The sequence below is a fragment of the uncultured Clostridium sp. genome (assembly GCF_963527835.1).
Lineage (GTDB): Bacteria > Bacillota > Clostridia > Clostridiales > Clostridiaceae > Clostridium.
Genome location: NZ_CAURTC010000031.1, coordinates 1 through 16,965, shown reverse-complemented (window position 1 = coordinate 16,965; position 16,965 = coordinate 1). Strand labels below are relative to the sequence as shown.

At 25.4% G+C, this 16,965-nt stretch carries 18 protein-coding genes, 1 other RNA gene and 1 riboswitch; of the genes, 4 read left to right on the top strand and 15 right to left on the bottom strand.

Translation table 11 applies throughout. The annotated features are described in order from the left end of the window. Positions 1 to 313: 313 nt before the first annotated feature. From RYM86_RS13830 to RYM86_RS13805, 6 genes are all read right to left on the bottom strand, one after another. A complete protein-coding gene (locus RYM86_RS13830; protein ID WP_315081196.1) occupies positions 314 to 829 on the bottom strand; it encodes a biotin transporter BioY in 516 nt (171 codons plus the stop codon). 476 nt (positions 830 to 1,305) lie between these two features. Next, complete coding sequence (locus RYM86_RS13825) at positions 1,306 to 1,848, bottom strand: NADH peroxidase (protein WP_315081189.1); 543 nt, start codon at positions 1,846 to 1,848, stop codon at positions 1,306 to 1,308. A 193-nt stretch (positions 1,849 to 2,041) separates the two neighbouring features. Next, the gene (locus RYM86_RS13820; RefSeq protein ID WP_315081195.1) at positions 2,042 to 2,737 is read right to left on the bottom strand and encodes a CbiQ family ECF transporter T component; all 696 of its coding nucleotides are present in this window, start codon (positions 2,735 to 2,737) and stop codon (positions 2,042 to 2,044) included. Continuing rightward, the gene (locus RYM86_RS13815) at positions 2,721 to 2,996 is read right to left on the bottom strand and encodes an energy-coupling factor ABC transporter substrate-binding protein (protein WP_315081193.1); all 276 of its coding nucleotides are present in this window, start codon (positions 2,994 to 2,996) and stop codon (positions 2,721 to 2,723) included. The genes RYM86_RS13820 and RYM86_RS13815 overlap by 17 nt, the downstream gene beginning before the upstream one ends. 3 nt (positions 2,997 to 2,999) lie before the next feature. Beyond that, a complete protein-coding gene (locus tag RYM86_RS13810) occupies positions 3,000 to 3,719 on the bottom strand; it encodes an energy-coupling factor ABC transporter permease (RefSeq protein ID WP_315081191.1) in 720 nt (239 codons plus the stop codon). A gap of 152 nt (positions 3,720 to 3,871) precedes the next feature. Next, a riboswitch (cobalamin riboswitch) is annotated at positions 3,872 to 4,068 on the bottom strand. A gap of 141 nt (positions 4,069 to 4,209) precedes the next feature. Then, positions 4,210 to 4,752 carry an NADH peroxidase gene (locus tag RYM86_RS13805; protein WP_315081189.1) on the bottom strand — a complete coding sequence of 181 codons (543 nt, stop codon included), beginning with the start codon at positions 4,750 to 4,752 and terminating at the stop codon, positions 4,210 to 4,212. Positions 4,753 to 5,070: 318 nt separating this feature from the next. On the opposite strand from RYM86_RS13805, the gene RYM86_RS13800 reads away from it, so the two are divergent. Next, entirely contained in the window at positions 5,071 to 5,964 is an 894-nt protein-coding gene (locus RYM86_RS13800) for a DUF5685 family protein (protein WP_315081187.1), read from the top strand. Positions 5,965 to 6,512: 548 nt separating this feature from the next. Here RYM86_RS13800 and RYM86_RS13795 read toward each other — a convergent pair. Together RYM86_RS13795 and RYM86_RS13790 are read right to left on the bottom strand one after the other, a co-directional pair. Then, positions 6,513 to 6,635 carry a hypothetical protein gene (locus RYM86_RS13795; RefSeq protein WP_315081185.1) on the bottom strand — a complete coding sequence of 41 codons (123 nt, stop codon included), beginning with the start codon at positions 6,633 to 6,635 and terminating at the stop codon, positions 6,513 to 6,515. Further along, positions 6,625 to 7,644 (bottom strand): pyruvate kinase, encoded by a 1,020-nt coding sequence (locus RYM86_RS13790; RefSeq protein ID WP_315081183.1) that lies wholly within the window; start codon positions 7,642 to 7,644, stop codon positions 6,625 to 6,627. Before RYM86_RS13790 ends, RYM86_RS13795 begins: the two co-directional genes overlap by 11 nt. A gap of 211 nt (positions 7,645 to 7,855) precedes the next feature. On the opposite strand from RYM86_RS13790, the gene RYM86_RS13785 reads away from it, so the two are divergent. Both RYM86_RS13785 and RYM86_RS13780 read left to right on the top strand, forming a co-directional pair. Beyond that, the gene (locus tag RYM86_RS13785) at positions 7,856 to 8,341 is read left to right on the top strand and encodes a DUF4883 family protein (RefSeq protein ID WP_315081181.1); all 486 of its coding nucleotides are present in this window, start codon (positions 7,856 to 7,858) and stop codon (positions 8,339 to 8,341) included. A gap of 217 nt (positions 8,342 to 8,558) precedes the next feature. Continuing rightward, a complete protein-coding gene (locus RYM86_RS13780; protein ID WP_315081179.1) occupies positions 8,559 to 9,392 on the top strand; it encodes a PHP domain-containing protein in 834 nt (277 codons plus the stop codon). A gap of 269 nt (positions 9,393 to 9,661) precedes the next feature. Here RYM86_RS13780 and RYM86_RS13775 read toward each other — a convergent pair whose 3' ends face one another. The 3 genes from RYM86_RS13775 to RYM86_RS13765 all read right to left on the bottom strand — a co-directional run bounded on the left by RYM86_RS13775 (position 9,662) and on the right by RYM86_RS13765 (position 12,348). Further along, on the bottom strand, positions 9,662 to 11,053 hold the full coding sequence (locus tag RYM86_RS13775) for an aminopeptidase (RefSeq protein ID WP_315081178.1): 1,392 nt from the start codon (positions 11,051 to 11,053) through the stop codon (positions 9,662 to 9,664). Positions 11,054 to 11,229: 176 nt separating this feature from the next. Continuing rightward, the gene (gene hprK / locus RYM86_RS13770; protein ID WP_315081177.1) at positions 11,230 to 12,144 is read right to left on the bottom strand and encodes an HPr(Ser) kinase/phosphatase; all 915 of its coding nucleotides are present in this window, start codon (positions 12,142 to 12,144) and stop codon (positions 11,230 to 11,232) included. A 15-nt stretch (positions 12,145 to 12,159) separates the two neighbouring features. Next, complete coding sequence (locus RYM86_RS13765; RefSeq protein ID WP_315081175.1) at positions 12,160 to 12,348, bottom strand: DUF896 domain-containing protein; 189 nt, start codon at positions 12,346 to 12,348, stop codon at positions 12,160 to 12,162. A gap of 434 nt (positions 12,349 to 12,782) precedes the next feature. On the opposite strand from RYM86_RS13765, the gene RYM86_RS13760 reads away from it, so the two are divergent. Beyond that, positions 12,783 to 12,998, top strand: a complete 216-nt coding sequence (locus RYM86_RS13760; protein WP_315081173.1) for a hypothetical protein — start codon at positions 12,783 to 12,785, stop codon at positions 12,996 to 12,998. A gap of 424 nt (positions 12,999 to 13,422) precedes the next feature. Here RYM86_RS13760 and ssrS read toward each other — a convergent pair. The 4 genes from ssrS to helD form a co-directional block, all read right to left on the bottom strand. Next, positions 13,423 to 13,607: non-coding RNA, 6S RNA (gene ssrS, locus RYM86_RS13755), on the bottom strand. 67 nt (positions 13,608 to 13,674) lie between these two features. Further along, positions 13,675 to 14,073, bottom strand: coding sequence for a hypothetical protein (locus tag RYM86_RS13750; protein WP_315081172.1), 399 nt, complete (start codon positions 14,071 to 14,073; stop codon positions 13,675 to 13,677). A gap of 13 nt (positions 14,074 to 14,086) precedes the next feature. After that, on the bottom strand, positions 14,087 to 14,338 hold the full coding sequence (locus RYM86_RS13745; protein WP_315081170.1) for a DUF1292 domain-containing protein: 252 nt from the start codon (positions 14,336 to 14,338) through the stop codon (positions 14,087 to 14,089). 103 nt (positions 14,339 to 14,441) lie between these two features. Next, on the bottom strand, positions 14,442 to 16,724 hold the full coding sequence (gene helD / locus RYM86_RS13740; protein ID WP_315081169.1) for an RNA polymerase recycling motor HelD: 2,283 nt from the start codon (positions 16,722 to 16,724) through the stop codon (positions 14,442 to 14,444). Positions 16,725 to 16,965 lie beyond the last annotated feature (241 nt).

Sequence of the window (16,965 nt, the reverse complement as noted above, 5' to 3'; positions counted from 1 at the left end):
ACTTATATTTTTACACATAATTTAGTATATATTCAATCTATTAAATAAATCTTTAAATAAACCTTAAGATAATATTATTTTTTAGTTTTTATTGACTTTTTTTAATATAACAGTGTTATAAATTTATAATTTAAAAAAGATGATTTCTGCTTATTCAGAAATCATCTTTATATTTGCCTATGTTTTTAATGTGTGTTCATATATACAATATAAACAATGAGTTACAGGAAGTTGTTCACATCCTACTAGAACTGGAATTGGTGCGATAATCATATATCATTACGCTTTTAAAATATATTCTTATGTCTTTATATTATATAAAAATTCTCTTTTTTATATTAAGCCCTAAAAATACTCCTAAAAATATCTTTGCTAAATCAAAAATAACGAAAGGTAAAACACCTATTTTTAAAGCACCTGAAAATGTTATATTTAAAGCAAATGCTAATTGAGCTGTGCCTATAATATAACAAACTATAATTCCTAATATAGCCGAAAAACCAATAATGAAATAATTACTATAATACTTTTCTGAAAAATATCCAATAATTAATACCATTAATAAAAATGAGGTGATATATCCACCTGTTGGCCCTAAAAGTGTTTGAATACCACCTTTAAATCCTGCAAAAACAGGTAATCCTACTGCTCCTAATAATATGTATATTATTTGTGATATAAATGCTTTTCTATATCCAAGAGTAACTGCTAATAAAACTACGGCAAATACCTGCATGGTAAATGGTACTTGAAAAAATGGAATTGAAATTTGAGCACATATAGCTGTAATAACAGCAAATATTGCACATATAATTTGATCCTTTAACATTAATTTACTAGATATAACTTTCTCCCCCTTAAGAAATTCTTATATTATTTAAGAATTTCTTATATTATATAATTAGGACTTTTCAATTGTCAACTATAATTATAATATCAGTTGACAATAATTTTATAAAAGAACAAATTCTATGTGCTACTCTTTATTAGTTGAAAGCGTATTAGTGAAAACTTCAGTGTTAAATTCCATAATTTCTAAAAAACATATATTCTAAAATTATAATTAAAATTTTCCCCTTAGCTCTTCGCTTTTTCCCTCTCAATTCTCAACTAAATTTCTCTAATTTTAGATTTAGTAAACTTCTAAACTTTATAATTACTATAAATTAAAAATCTAAATATAAAAAATAGGCATATGGATAAATTACCATATGCCTATTTTCTCGTAAATAAATAATATTATAATATTGGATTTAGGAATAATTTAAGTTGAATTTTAAACATTAATACAACTTAATAGTTCTATTATGCAAAGTATCTATCTAATAATCCTTTAAATGCTTTTCCGTGTCTAGCTTCGTCTTTACACATTTCATGTACTGTGTCATGGATTGCATCTAAATTCAATTGTTTAGCTAATGTTGCTAAGTCTTTCTTTCCTTGACATGCTCCGTGTTCTGCATCTACTCTTAATTGTAAGTTTTTCTTTGTATCTGCATTTACTACTTCACCTAATAATTCAGCGAATTTTGCAGCATGTTCTGCTTCTTCAAATGCTATTCTCTTATATGCTTCTGCTACTTCTGGGAAGCCTTCTCTATCTGCTTGTCTTGACATTGCAAGATACATTCCTACTTCTGTACATTCTCCAGTAAAGTTAGCTTGTAATCCTTCTACTATTCTTGGATCAACATCTTTTCCTGTTCCAATTACGTGTTCATCTGCAAATGCTAAATCTCCGCTTTGTTCTGCAAATTTTTCTGCACCTACTCCACATACTGGACATTTTTCTGGAGCTACTTCTCCTTCATATACATAACCACATACTGTACAAACAAATTTTTTCATAATTTAATTCCCCCTGTTTTCTTTAATTTATATACACACTCTTTAAATTTTACATTTAATCTATTTATTGATCTTTTGTTTTTTTATTTTATCTCTTCTACAGTTATTATTATATAATAACTATTATTATTTGTAAAGAGTTTTTTATAAAAAAATAAGACAAATGGAATTTTTATATTCCACTTATCTTTAATTATAAAATCTTTATTAAAATTATATACACAATAAAATATATAACTATAAAAATATAATTTTTATAGTTAGTTTTAAATTCAAAGCAATAATAGTATTTTCCACGATAACATCTATTTTTTAACCCTTGATTAATTTCTTTCCATCTATATATTAAATTTTTAAATACAACTGCACATACTTTTCCAAAGCACTTTAATTTATTTACACACCTAGAGTCAACCCCTCTAGAATCCATTGCTTTAAATGTAACCTCAAAATCTTTTTCAATTATTATTAAAAAAGTTTCTAATGCTTTCGCTATATCTGCTACATCTGATATATATTTGTTTTTATTTAATATATATACTAGATGATTTATTGGAGTAGTTAATGCAAAAAATCCAATACAGATTGCACCATTAACACTTCTTAAAAATAACAACAATATAAGATCATATTGTTTTTCAAAAATAAATGATATAGATGTTAGAATTGAAAAAACTATAGTTATTTTTAAAAATTTTACTAATACTTTAAATTCTACCTTTGTTAAAAAACATAAACATAAAAATATTATTATATTAAATATAATAATGCTGTTTTTATTTACATAACTACACAAAATTAAAGACATTAAAGTTATTGTTAATTTTTCATATGGATGAACATATTTGAACTTATTTATATTGGCATAAAGATTAACATCTCTTACCATTACTCTTTTTACCTATAAAATATCCTATAAAGCCTGCTCCTAATGCAGCTTGCGAGCAGAACAATAGAGATTCAATTTCTCCAGATGGCGGTTCCCAAATACTTTCAAACCAAGGTTCATAATCTTCATTCATTTCTGCTATTACATCTCCTGCTTGATCATCTGCACCTGCAAACTCACTGCTTGGATTAAACACTAAAGGCAGTACTACTAAAAGTAAGCTTATTATTAATAATAAAATTATGCTTTTCTTTTTCACTTGCTATTCCTCCATAATTCCTAATATTTCTTTTTCACAATGTTTTTTAATAAAATCATAGATTATTACAGATATAATTCCCTCAACTATTGCAAGTGGAATTTGTGTAATTGCAAAAATCCCCATAAATTTTCCAATAGCAAGAGCTACACCGCCTGTTGTTGATGGAAATGCTAATCCCAACTGAATAGACGTTATTATATAGGTAGTTAAATCACCTAAAGCTGCTGCAAGTCCAACTGCTAACAACTCATTTTTATTTTTTAATATCTTATAAATACCAAATGCAACAAAAGGTCCTACAATTCCCATAGAAAATAAATTTGCACCTAAAGTTGTTATTCCTCCATGAACTAATAGTAATGCTTGAAATAATAAGACAACTAATGAAATAACACTCATTATTATTGGTCCAAATATTATTGCACCAATTCCAGTTCCAGTAGGATGTGAACAACTGCCTGTAACTGATGGTATCTTAAGTGCTGACATCATAAATACAAAAGCTGCTATAAGTCCTAGTAACATTTTTATTTCTTTATTTTTTTTACTTAGCTTATTTAATTTTCTAACTCCAAAAAACAAAAAAGGTAATACTAATAAACCATAAAATGCTGACCAATTTAAAGGTAAATATCCTTCTGATATATGCATTGCATAAACATTTTGTGGTATTGATAATGAAAGTAACAAAGTATACGTTAAAAATAATAATTTTTTCATAATTCCTCCTCTTGTATAAATAAATTTTAAAATATTGATAAAAAAACACCTTAGCTATTCTTTTAAGCTAAGGTGTAAAAATTACATAAAAACAAGAGGCTCTATAGATATAAATTATAGAACTTTCTTGCTATTTTACCTTCCCTCCGAAGAATAGCAATAAATCAATAGGCAGGTCTCCTGACTTTAAGTTCATCCTCATCTCTTCCTTCCCAATCTTTCAATCAGTGGATTATTAGAGAGTTGTCCCTTATTACAGTAGCGGGGGCTGTAATGGTCTTTCACCATTTTCCCTTTTAATCTCCATAAATATATATTATTACAGAGAACCTAGATTTAGGTATCGCTTTTTCATATCAATGATATAATTTTATTTTACACTTGTCAATAAAATAAAACAAAACAGGTACTAGAAATCAGTTTTCTAGTACCTGTTTATATTAGAGTTTTTGGTTTGATGGGTAATTTTTAATATATTCAAATTTAAGTATTACGCAAAGTATCTATCTAATAATCCTTTAAATGCTTTTCCATGTCTAGCTTCATCTTTACACATTTCATGTACTGTGTCATGGATTGCATCTAAATTTAATTGTTTAGCTAATGTTGCTAAGTCTTTCTTTCCTTGACATGCGCCGTGTTCTGCATCTACTCTTAATTGTAAGTTTTTCTTTGTATCTGCATTTACTACTTCACCTAATAATTCAGCGAATTTTGCAGCATGTTCTGCTTCTTCAAATGCTATTCTCTTATATGCTTCTGCTACTTCTGGGAAGCCTTCTCTATCTGCTTGTCTTGACATTGCAAGATACATTCCTACTTCTGTACATTCTCCAGTAAAGTTAGCTTGTAATCCTTCTACTATTCTTGGATCAACATCTTTTCCTGTTCCAATTACGTGTTCATCTGCAAATGCTAAATCTCCGCTTTGTTCTGCAAATTTTTCTGCACCTACTCCACATACTGGACATTTTTCTGGAGCTACTTCTCCTTCATATACATAACCACATACTGTACAAACAAATTTTTTCATAATTTAATTCCCCCTGTTTTCTTTAATTTATATACACACTCTTTAAATTTTTTATTTAATCTATTTATTTATCTTTTGTTTTATCTTTTCTACAGTTATTATTATATAATAGTAATTATTATTTGTAAAGAGTTTTTATTAAAAAATCTAATTATTTTAATTTTAGCACTCTTAAGTTTAATTACTCTGTCTAGCTTTACTTATATATTAACACTGAGCTAAAACATAGAGTAATTTTATTTAATAATACTCATTTTATGGAAATTTATTACAATAGTGATATAATAAAATTATATTAATTTATTAAGGAGCATTTTTTTGTTTGGTTATGTTACTCCATTAAAAAATGAATTAAAAGTAAAAGATTTTGATATATTTAAATCTTACTATTGTGGACTCTGCCATGAAATCAAAAAAAATTTTGGAAATATCCCTAGAATAACATTAAATTACGATATGACGTTTTTAGCAATATTACTTGATTCATTAAATGATAATGATCTAAATCTAAATGAAATTAGATGTTTATTTCATCCCATTTATAAAAGAACTATATTATATGATAGTAATGCTCTATCTTATGCTTCTTTTATGAACATATCTTTAACTTATTACAAATTATTAGATGATTCTGAAGATGACTGTTCATTAAAAAGCAAATTAGAAGCTTTTTTTCTATTACAATATAAAAAGAAATTTCCAAAATCAATAAATTCAATTAACACAAAAATTAAAATAAATCTAAACACTTTAAGTTCATTAGAAAAAAATAAAAGCTTTAATTCTATAGATGAAATATGTGATCCATTTAGCACATTAGTAGGATATATTTTTAAAGATTATCCCTATACTTTAAAAGATGATTCTTATAATTTAAGAAATACACTATATACTTTTGGATACTCTCTTGGTAAATGGATTTATCTAATAGATGCCTTAGATGATTTAAAAGATGATATGAAAAAAAATAAATTTAACCCTATAGATTTTTTATATAATAAAAATAATCTTACTTATACGGATCTTATTAAACTTATTAAACCTAAAATTGAATTTTTAATTTTAAGTTGTGCCTGTTGTTGCAAAGATAATTTATCTAAACTTACTTTATATAAAAATCAAGATATTTTAAAAAATACATTAGAGCTGGGTTTAATTCACAAATATAATCTAATAATAAGCAACTTAGATGATATATTAAATAAAGGTTAATACTCTACTATAACAGCACATATATAACAATTCACATTAATACTTATATGGTGCTAACTTAAAATAACTCTTAAGTTAGCACATTTAAATTATTAATTCTGCTTAAATATGTATTTATCTAGGAACTAAGTGAATTTGCACATATGAGTACCCTACTAAAACGTAAAATATTCTATTTTTAAGCTTAAATTAAATATAAAAAGAACTTTCTCCTTGTAAAAACATAATAAATATATTAAAAACAATTATGTTATAGTTATCACAATATACAGCTACATAAATATTTTATAATCATTATACTAGTTAATATTTAGAACTTATCAATATTTAAAATTTTAATCTTAATATTTAATAATTCTACAAAAAAATTATTATTTTATTATCTAAATCCACTATATTACCAACTTTAATTTAATTATATTATATATTATCTTAGAATATACTATTAAATTTTATTCCTTTTAATAACATATAATAATTAAGTTTACATATAAAAAGATAAACAGTTCTATAAATTGATAAAACTGTTTACCTAACTTCTTAATTATTTATCTTAAAACAAACATTTTATAAACTATCTTCAATAGTTGAAAAGTAACTATCATTATAATTGCCCATGTTATAGACATTAATCCATCTTTTAATATACTATATATTTTCTTATCCATCATACTTTTCTACTAGGTCTTTTAAAAATTTAACTGTTTTTATAGGTGCTCTACCAATAGAAGTTTCTCCTGCTAATAAAAAACCATCTACTCCATTTTTAATAAAATTATATATACTTTCTACTTCACTTATACATGGCATTTTTCCATTTTTCATATTATCTAAAATGTGTGTCGCTATTATAATTTCCTTATTAGTATATTCTTTTACTCTTTTTATTATAAATTCTTCATATATAGGTGTATCTTCTATAGAAGTTTCAGCTATTAGATCACCTCTCCCTATCATAATTCCATCTACTTTAGCTACTATATTATCTATATTTTTTATTCCCTCTAAAGTTTCAATTTTAGCCCATATTTTAGGATTGTAATCTTCTTTTTTATTTAAATTTACAAATTCTATTACTTCATTTATACAGTCATCACTTTCAACAAAGGATTGACATATTATATCCACCTTATGTTCTATTCCAAATTTGATGTCCTCTTTATCTTTTAAGTTAAGCTTTATTTTACTTCTATCAAAACCTTTTATATTGCATCCTTTGCCAGCTCTTATAACTCCACCTCTTACAGTATCTGCTTTTAAAAAACCATCTTCTTTTCCTAATATATTAAATATCATAGTATTATCTTTAATGCTTATTTCATCATAATTATTTTCCATAAGAATATTATTGCTTATATTTAAAGGAACTATTTTATTGTTATTTTTTAATTTTTGATTTACTTTTTTATATTTATCTTCCCCACAAAAATAAACTTTTTCTTCATCATATATTCTGTATACACTAAAAAGCTTATTAGAAACTCTTATTTTGCTTCCACACAAATCTAATATTATAACTACATCTTCTTTTATTGCCTTGGCCATTTCAATATATTCTAAAAATTCCTTACTATTGCCATGTGAAAAGTTAAATCTTAATGAATTTGCACCGCTATAAAATATATCTTTTAATATTTTTTTATCCATTATGTTAGGTCCTACTGTAGCAGTAATATACATATACCCTCCTTTAAAAACTATTATCTCTCTTTATAATTCATACTCATTAAAATCATAAATATCACAATAATATATTTATTTAAGGCTATGTTTTAAATATGTATTGATATATATCCTTACTTTAAATTTCATAATATAATAACTGGAGTTCTAAACATGATTAATTTGAATAAATTTATTAAATAAAAGTAACTTTTAGGAGGTTTATTCATTGAAAAAATTTATTGCTATCTTACTAATTTTATTAAACCCTATAATTATGATGGGCTGTAGTTTATCAGATGCGAAATACATAAGTTTTTCTAAGAAACCTAACAATCATTATTATACTGATCTACTTACAAAGAAAGTATTAAATAATGAAGAATTTTCACTTTATGTATTTGATAAAAATTTATATAAAGAAATTAAAGTTAACGATGATGAAAAAATCATGATTGAAAACTTTTTAAATAGTTTAATTACTGATAACTATTTAAACAATTCTGACTTAATTAATGAAAAAGAACCTTTTAGAATTAAAGTAGTATTTAAAGATAATATTTTTTTAATAAAAGTTTTTAATTCAAATCTTATAACTTTATCACCTTGGGATGGTAATTATACAGAAGATGTAATATCAATGGAAAATTTACCTATTGGTTATAATTTATTTAATTTCTGCGTTCACATTGAGTCTAAACCTATTGAAAAATAAAATAAAAGGATATTTCAAAATAAGACATTTAATTTGAAATATCCTTTTATTTTATAAAAATGATTTCAAAATCTTCATAACTATTGTATAGTATTCTTATATTAATGGTATTATATTGTTAATTCTAATTACATTTTAGAACAAAATAATTAATGTTAATTTTATAAAGAATAAAAAATAATTAATTTTAAATTATACAACAGAAGGGAGTTTATATATGTGTAAAATAGATTTTCATGTACATACTTCATGTTCAGATGGATTATTATCTCCTATTGAAGTGGTAAAAAGAGCTAAACAAAATTCTGTTTCTTATTTAGCCATCACAGATCATGATACTTTTTCAGGATTAGATGATGGAATAAAATGTGGCAATGAATTAGATGTTAAAATTATTCCTGGAATAGAATTGTCCACTCAATGTAATAATGAAAGCATACACTTACTTGGATTTTTTAAAGATAATAGCTATAATAATCCTGAATTAATAAATGAACTTGATAAAATTAAAAATCATAGAATTATAAGAGCTAAAGAAATTATCAAAAAACTAAAAACTGAATTTAACATAATAATTAATTTTGATGATGTATTATCTAATGGTAAAGATACTATTGCTAGACCTCATATTGCTAGAGCAATAATAAATGCAGGATATCCTTACGATAATGAATATATATTCCAAAACTTTATAGGAAAAGACTGTAAAGCTTATGTTCCTACTCTAAAGTTATCAACTGAAGATGGTATATCTCTTTTAAAATCATATAATGCATTAGTATTTTTAGCTCATCCAAAGCTTATTACTAATTCTCCGATTGATAAGTTTTTAAAAATGAACTTAGATGGACTAGAAGCAGTTTATTTTCAAAATACAAAAGACGAAGAAGAAAAATTCATAAATATAGCTGTAGAAAATAATTTATTAATTTCTTGTGGTTCAGATTTTCATGGTAATTTAAAAGACGATAAAAAACATGGAGATATTGGAAGCATGAATATGCCTTCAATTTATTTAGACAACTTTTTAAAAGCTTTGGCTATGTTTTAGCAGTGTGTTGATATATTCATAAGCGAAGTGGACGGAGTAATTGCATATATCAACACATATTCAAAACATACCCCAATCTTTAAACATTTTATAATTTATATCAAAAAAACTTATATGAAGTAAATCACTTCATATAAGTTTTTTTCTGCTATATTTTAAAATAATATTAATATTACGTAGATAAAATTCTAGAAGGTACTTTCTAATGCACCACTGCCTTATACTAAAATATTAACATTCATTTTAAATTCAATGTTATTTCTATTTCTTTATGCTTCTATTAAAAAGGCTCTGTAACCTCTCATAGTTTCATATATATCTGCTTTGCTTGCTAATTCCCATGGTGCATGCATATTTAAAAGTGCTACTCCACAATCTATAACTTCCATATTGTATTGAGCTAAAATATATGCGATAGTTCCACCACCACCAGCATCAACTTTTCCAAGTTCTGCTGTTTGGATAGAAACATCATGCTTTTCCATTATTCTTCTAAGTTCAGCCATATATTCTGCATTTGCATCATTACATCCTGATTTTCCTCTAGCACCAGTATACTTATTAAATACCATACCTCTACCAAAGAATGCTGAATTTTTCTTTTCCATTACTGATGGATAATTTGGATCAAATGCTGCACTTACATCAGAAGATAACATTTTAGAATTACTAAGGCATCTTCTTAATTTAATATCAGAGAATCCTTCAACTTTATCAAGAACTTCAGCAACTATATTTTCAAAGAATTTAGATTGCATTCCTGTTGCACCTATGCTACCAACTTCTTCTTTATCAACTAAAAGACAGCAACAAGTCTTATCACATTCATTAATATCAAACATAGCCATTAATGAAGTATATGAGCACACTCTGTCATCATGACCATAAGCCATAACCATACTTCTGTCTAAACCGTAATCTCTTGCTTTTCCTGCTGGAACTATTTCAATTTCAGCTGATAAAAAGTCTTCTTCTTCAAAATCATATTTTTCTTTTAATATTTTTAATATATTAGCTTTTACACTATCCTTTTCTTCACCTTTTAAAGGCATGCTACCAACTAATACGTTTAAATCTTCTCCTTCAACTACTTTATTTCCTTTTTTAAGTAATTGATCTCCAGATAAATGTACTAATAAATCTGATACTCCCACAACTGGATCATTTTCATCTTCACCAATGCAGATATCAATTATTGAACTATCTTTTTTCACCACTACTCCATGTAAAGCTAACGGTAATGTAACCCATTGATATTTTTTAATTCCACCATAATAATGAGTGTCTAATAACACCATTTCATTATCTTCATAAAGTGGATTTTGTTTTGCATCTAATCTAGGTGAATCTATATGAGCGCCTAAAATCTTAAGACCCTTTTCCATAGATTCTTTACCAATAATAAATAATGCAATTGTTTTTCCTTTATTATTAGCATATACCTTATCTCCTGCTTTTAAAGGCTCTCCATTTTTTATTATGTCATATATATTTTTATAGCCATTACTTTCTGCCATCTTAATAACTTCTTTTACACATTCTCTTTCAGTCTTACATATAGACATAAAATTTTTGTATCCATCACAAAAATCAAAGATTTCTTTTACTCCATTTTCCTCATACTTATTCCATACATTTTTATTATTTTTTTCTGATTTCATATTTAATCCTCTCTTCTCTCTTTTTAATAAGCTTTGTTTTGAAAAAATGTTGATATTTTAATATAGTTGCACAATGGTGTCACAATTTACCTTTTAAACTCTTAGTGTAAGCTCCTTTGTCCACAAGCTATATATTACAATATCAACACTATATTTAAATAAACTTAGTTTAAATTCTAAACTTCATCACTTACTGCACTCATTCTAGTTTCTATTATGTCAACTGGAGATACTTTAGACATTAATGAATATCTATAGTTAACTGCTGCTGCTTCTATTATTACTGCAATATTTCGTCCTGGTCTAACAGGAACAGTTAATTTTTTAACTGGTACACCTAATATATTCATATATTGATTGTCTATACCTAATCTATCATAATCATTGTCATCTTTCCAGTGTTCAAAGTGCATTATTAATTTTATTTCTTTTTCTTCTAATACAGAGCTTAATCCATAAAGTTGAGTAACATCAATAATTCCAATTCCTCTTACTTCTAACATACCTATTGTTATCTTTGGTGAACTTCCTATCAATGTTCCATCGCTTTCTCTAATATCAACTGCATCATCAGTGATTAATCTATGGCCTCTTTTTATAAGTTCTAGAGCTGTTTCACTTTTTCCTATACCACTTTCTCCAGTTATCAATATTCCAATTCCTGAAACATCAACTAATACCCCATGCAATCTAGTTTCTGGAGCTAATTTATCTGCTAGATATAATGTTATTTTACTTATAAGTTTTGTTGTTACAGACCTACTTCTTAATACCCATATATTATTTTTTCTTGCCTCTTTAATAAATTCTTCATGTGGCTCTAAACCTCTGCTTATTATTAAACAAGTTATATTAAATCTTAAATATTTTTTAACTCTTTTCTTTCTTACTTCAATTTGCATATCTTGTAAGAAGCTCCATTCAGCTTTACCTATAATTTGTATTCTTTCTGGAGCAAAGTAGTTATAAAATCCTGCTAATTGCAAGCCTGGTCTATTCACATCATTTACTTCGATTTTTACATCTTCATTTCCTTCAACTAATACTTCTAAATCAAAATCATTTATTAATCTTTTAACCGAAACCGCCACTCTCCATCATTCCTTTTATTTATTTTTCAGTTCTACACCCTCTAATTGTGCTCTAAAATTTTTCTTGACATTATCTATGTATCTCTTTCTTAATTTTTGTTGGAACTCTTTTTCCTCTTCTGTTAAACTTGCCTCTTTACTTTTCTTATATAATAAATTAATTTGTTCTATTACTTCTTCTATTTTCATATTTTCAATATTCACTTTAAAATACATCCTTTCTCTTTCTATATCAATAATTTTACCTATTTTTAAAAATATAATCAACAAAAAAACTTACGACATTATTTTTTATTTTATTGTGTAATTTTAAACATATTTATTATACTAATCATTCTAAGTTGTTTTAAAAATATACATTTTATAGCTCTTTTTGTAAATTTTTAAGATATCGCTTTTATTGAATTTATTTCTTTTTATGTATTTTATTTCTAAATTTGTAATATTGTGTATTTAAACCTCATTTTATTGGTAATTAATGTCGGTAATTGTATAGCGAAATCTTTTTACAAAAGGCTACATTTTGTTTATAATTAATTTACATAAATTACTTAATTGACCTAAAATTCAATTTCTTGTTTGTCAAAATACATGTGTGTTATTAATTTAATAATAAAAAGGTATAAGAGGTGATATAATTGAAAATTAAAAATTTGCTAAAATTAAAAAGAAAAATTATTATTAGAAAGAGATTACTTAATTCCTTATTAGTTTGGTTTAATCCAAGAAACACTTTGATGATTATTTTATCTAAAAATTTAGACAAGCATATTGCAAAATATCAAAAAATACTCTCTCTACAACATAAACATGAAAAATGTCAATTAGATATGATTAAATTAGCAATTGCTTAATTTAACTTTAAAACTTATTTCTACTCTCTTTAATAATTAACTTTTATATTAAATTAATAAGTCATTGATATTTAATATTTAGGATGTCAATTCCAATATAATAATCAATGACTTATTAGTTCACGCTTTATTTATAAATTAAGATCTATTTTAAATTATTTATAAATAAGTTTTACATTTTATAATTTTTTACATAGAACAAAATTGCTAAGGCCACTTTAGAGCCGTCGATTTTTTAGCCATGCACCCTTTCCAAGCACAATGCTGGAATAATGGTGCGGCATATGATCATTTTTTATTCTTTAGGGGTACTCATCATACTTTAAAACACGGTATTCTAAATGTTATTCACAGATTTAAGATTTTTATAATTTCCTAAAGAATAAAAAAACACCTCATAATGAGGTGTTTTAATTCATAAATAATAGCTCCCAACATGCCGTTTACTTACATATTCATACCTGCGCCTCGCAGGTGGGTTAAGTTCAACTTAATTTTGTCTTCTTCTGTAAATTAATTAGAAAAGCCTGACAGACATAAGTATGTCACAAATCCCGAAAATGTCATGTAGGTTGAATATAATAAGCTATGCGAACATCTTAGGAAAACTACACTTTTATTATATCATAACTTTGTTTTAATTCAATAGAATTATCATACTTATTATTTATTTTTTTCAATCATTATAATCAATTAAAACTTCGTCTAAATCTACTTCACTATCACTTTTAGCGAATGCTGCTATAAACTTTACGTATCCTAAATTTCTTGTTTCATTTTCTATCTGTCTATACTTTCCTTCGATTTCTAAGTCTTCCATAGATTCCTCTATTATGCTCTCTATATTATCCATTGCAATGTCCTTTAAGTAAGGCATATAAAAGTCATTGTACCATTCATCACTCTCGTCATCAAAATCGCAGTCTTCATTAGCATAACTTTCAGCTGCATCTATTTCTTCTTTATCAAAATCATAAAAGAATTTAATTAGTACATATTCATCTGTCATATTTATCTCTTCAACTTCAGATAATCCGTTTTTCTCTAGATACTCTATTATCTCAGAACTTTTCATTTAATATCCTCTCCTAATATAATAATTTTTTATATTCTTTTTTTATTGCTTCAAATTCTTTTTCATCTTCAACAATATTTAATTCTTCTTTATCATCCTTGTTTCTGTCTACTCTAAATGCAAAAATATTAGCATCTTCTGATGATTCATCAACTGGTGATAATAATAAATATTCTGTTTTATCCAAATAAATTCTAGCTATTGCTTCAAAATCAACCTTATTCCCAGCTTCATCTTTAAAAGACATTATCTCTTTTTCTTCCATTTTGTTCACCTCTTAATTTTTTATGAAACATAGAACAATATCAACTTCCAATAGTTGATATTATTATATGCACTTTTTATTTTTAATGAATATATTTTTAAAATTATTTTTCCTCAATCAAATGAGTTAATGAATCAAGTTTTAAAATATATTCATAATGTAAAGCTCTAGTTAACATAACATATAATAGTCTTTGATCTAATATGTTATTTTGATAATTTTCCTTACTCGGATTATATATAATTGTACAATCGAATTCTAATCCCTTAGTTAAGTAAGATGGTATTATAACATTATCCTCTAAAAAGCAAGTTTCTTTTCCTTTTATACGTTGAAACTTATATACACTGTTATTTTTTAGAAGCTTTTCTACTTTTTGTGCTTGTTTAGAATCTTTAGTTATTATAGCTATACTAATTTTACCTAATTCTCTGATTTTTTCAATTATTTTATCAATAATTTTATAAATATTTTTTTCACTTTCATCAAATTTAATGATTTTCGGCTCTTCTCCATGCCTTAACACAGCTTTAGCATCTTTAAGACCCAACTTTTGAGCCTTCAAAGTATGCTTTGCAAAATCAATTATTTCTACTGTAGATCTATAGCTTTGAGTTAATTGAACATAAGTTGCTTTGTCTTTAAACAAGTCTTTAGTTATGTCTTCCCAACATTCCAACCCTTTATAATAATAAATTCCTTGAGCTAAGTCACCAACCAGAGTCAATGAGTTACCTTTAGAAAATGAATTTATTAAATGTATTTGAAACGGACTATAATCTTGCGCTTCATCTACCACTATATGTTTAAACTTTTCTTTTTCATCAATTCCTTCTAATAAATTTCTTATATATAAAAGCGGTGCTAAATCATCTTCATCAATAATCTTATTTTCATAATTAATTAAAAAATCCTCTTTCATAAAATCCAATAATTCACTAGAAATATTTTCCGGTCCTATAAAATCAAAAAGATCGTCAGTAAAAAATTTATAATATATATCACTAACGCCTATACCTTTCCAATTTTTAAAATACTCATTAAATTGTTTCTTATAGTTTTTTAATATATGATTTTTAATTTCATCTCTCTTATCATATTCTTCTACTAATAGTTTTCTTCTTTCAACCAAATCTTCACAAGTATTTTTTATATTTTTTATTTTGCTTTCCCATCTAAAATCAATAGAATACAACAAAACCTCTATTTTTTCTTTTATTTTTAAAGATAAATATCTTTTAATCTCATCTTTTCTTTTATTTATAGCATAAGATTTTAAATCTTTTAGATATAATTTAACCAGTTCTTTTTTTTCAAAAATAATATATCCATCTATAGTTATATCTTCTATCTCTCTTGTGCTGCTATCCACTAATGCAATATATTTATCTATCATATTTTTAAATTCAATAGAACCTTTAAAACCTGCAGATTTTATTATAAGATTTCTTTTCTTATCATCCTCTTCTTCCATTATGGCTCTAAGCTTATCATCCTTACTATAAATTTTCCCTTTAAGCTTAAATTTAGATTTTACAAGCTCTTCAAATGTGTTTTGCTGTACTTCTTCAGCACCTAAATTAGGCAATGTTTCTGATATATAGTCTAAAAATAATTTATTTGGTGCTAATACTAATATATCTTGTCCATTCATACTTTCTTTATATCTGTAAATAAGATATGCTAATCTATGAAGAGCTATTGTAGTTTTTCCTGATCCAGCTGACCCCTGAACTATTATTGGAAAATTCTTAGGCCATCTTATGATTTCATTTTGTTCTTTTTGTATAGTAGAAACAACTTCTTTTAGCTTTTTTCCTCTACTCTCTTCAAGATTAATTTTCAAAAATTCATCTACTAATTCTGTTCCTTCTTCTCCATTTATCATTAATTCATTTAATGAATCATCAAATATATCTTTAATTTTTCCATCATCAAATAAAAATTTTCTTTTAAGTAACAATCTTCCTTCAATTAATCCTGCCGGAGCTTTGTAATAAGCTTCCCCACCAGTTCCACTATAATACAAGTCAGCTATAGGTGCTCTCCAGTCCACTACAACTTCTTCGCCTCTCATATTATTAGTGATTCCTTTCTTTCCAATATATATATTTTCTTCAAATCCAAACTTTTCTGCGAAATCAACTCTACCAAAATAAGGTGTTTCAAGTGCTTCTTCATATCCATCTATATCTTTTTGTAGTACACCATATATCTTCTCAGTAGTTTCCTTTTCTTCATTATAACTTCCCTTGGACTCTTTAGATAAATATCTAATCTTTGCATTTACTTTTTCTCTATTAATTCTTTTTTCATTTAATTCTTCTAAAATTAAACTTCTTTTTTCTTCTAATACTTCTTCTTCATATAATAATTCATTTTTCATACTTTACCTCTTATAAAAATAACTTAACATATCAATTATATCCAAATATTAATCATAATAATATAGTATATTTAGTAAATTATAAAAACATTTCCTTTAATACAAAGTAAATAAGCCAACTTTGTTAGTTAAAACATAACCTTATGTAACATATATTTATAATAGGTTGTTGAATAAACAGAATTTATAAAATCGAGTAGGAGCTAAATAATTATTTTATTTAGCGTCCTCTCACACCACC

What these genes read in the sequence shown, in the direction of transcription:
- RYM86_RS13830 (WP_315081196.1), bottom strand. Translation starts at nt 829, where the DNA reads ATGTTAAAGGATCAAATTATATGTGCAATATTTGCTGTTATTACAGCT.
- RYM86_RS13825 (WP_315081189.1), bottom strand. Translation starts at nt 1,848, where the DNA reads ATGAAAAAATTTGTTTGTACAGTATGTGGTTATGTATATGAAGGAGAA.
- RYM86_RS13820 (WP_315081195.1), bottom strand. Translation starts at nt 2,737, where the DNA reads ATGGTAAGAGATGTTAATCTTTATGCCAATATAAATAAGTTCAAATAT.
- RYM86_RS13810 (WP_315081191.1), bottom strand. Translation starts at nt 3,719, where the DNA reads ATGAAAAAATTATTATTTTTAACGTATACTTTGTTACTTTCATTATCA.
- RYM86_RS13805 (WP_315081189.1), bottom strand. Translation starts at nt 4,752, where the DNA reads ATGAAAAAATTTGTTTGTACAGTATGTGGTTATGTATATGAAGGAGAA.
- RYM86_RS13795 (WP_315081185.1), bottom strand. Translation starts at nt 6,635, where the DNA reads ATGATGGATAAGAAAATATATAGTATATTAAAAGATGGATTAATGTCT.
- RYM86_RS13790 (WP_315081183.1), bottom strand. Translation starts at nt 7,644, where the DNA reads ATGTATATTACTGCTACAGTAGGACCTAACATAATGGATAAAAAAATA.
- RYM86_RS13780 (WP_315081179.1), top strand. Translation starts at nt 8,559, where the DNA reads ATGTGTAAAATAGATTTTCATGTACATACTTCATGTTCAGATGGATTA.
- RYM86_RS13775 (WP_315081178.1), bottom strand. Translation starts at nt 11,053, where the DNA reads ATGAAATCAGAAAAAAATAATAAAAATGTATGGAATAAGTATGAGGAA.
- RYM86_RS13750 (WP_315081172.1), bottom strand. Translation starts at nt 14,073, where the DNA reads ATGAAAAGTTCTGAGATAATAGAGTATCTAGAGAAAAACGGATTATCT.
- RYM86_RS13745 (WP_315081170.1), bottom strand. Translation starts at nt 14,338, where the DNA reads ATGGAAGAAAAAGAGATAATGTCTTTTAAAGATGAAGCTGGGAATAAG.
- helD (WP_315081169.1), bottom strand. Translation starts at nt 16,724, where the DNA reads ATGAAAAATGAATTATTATATGAAGAAGAAGTATTAGAAGAAAAAAGA.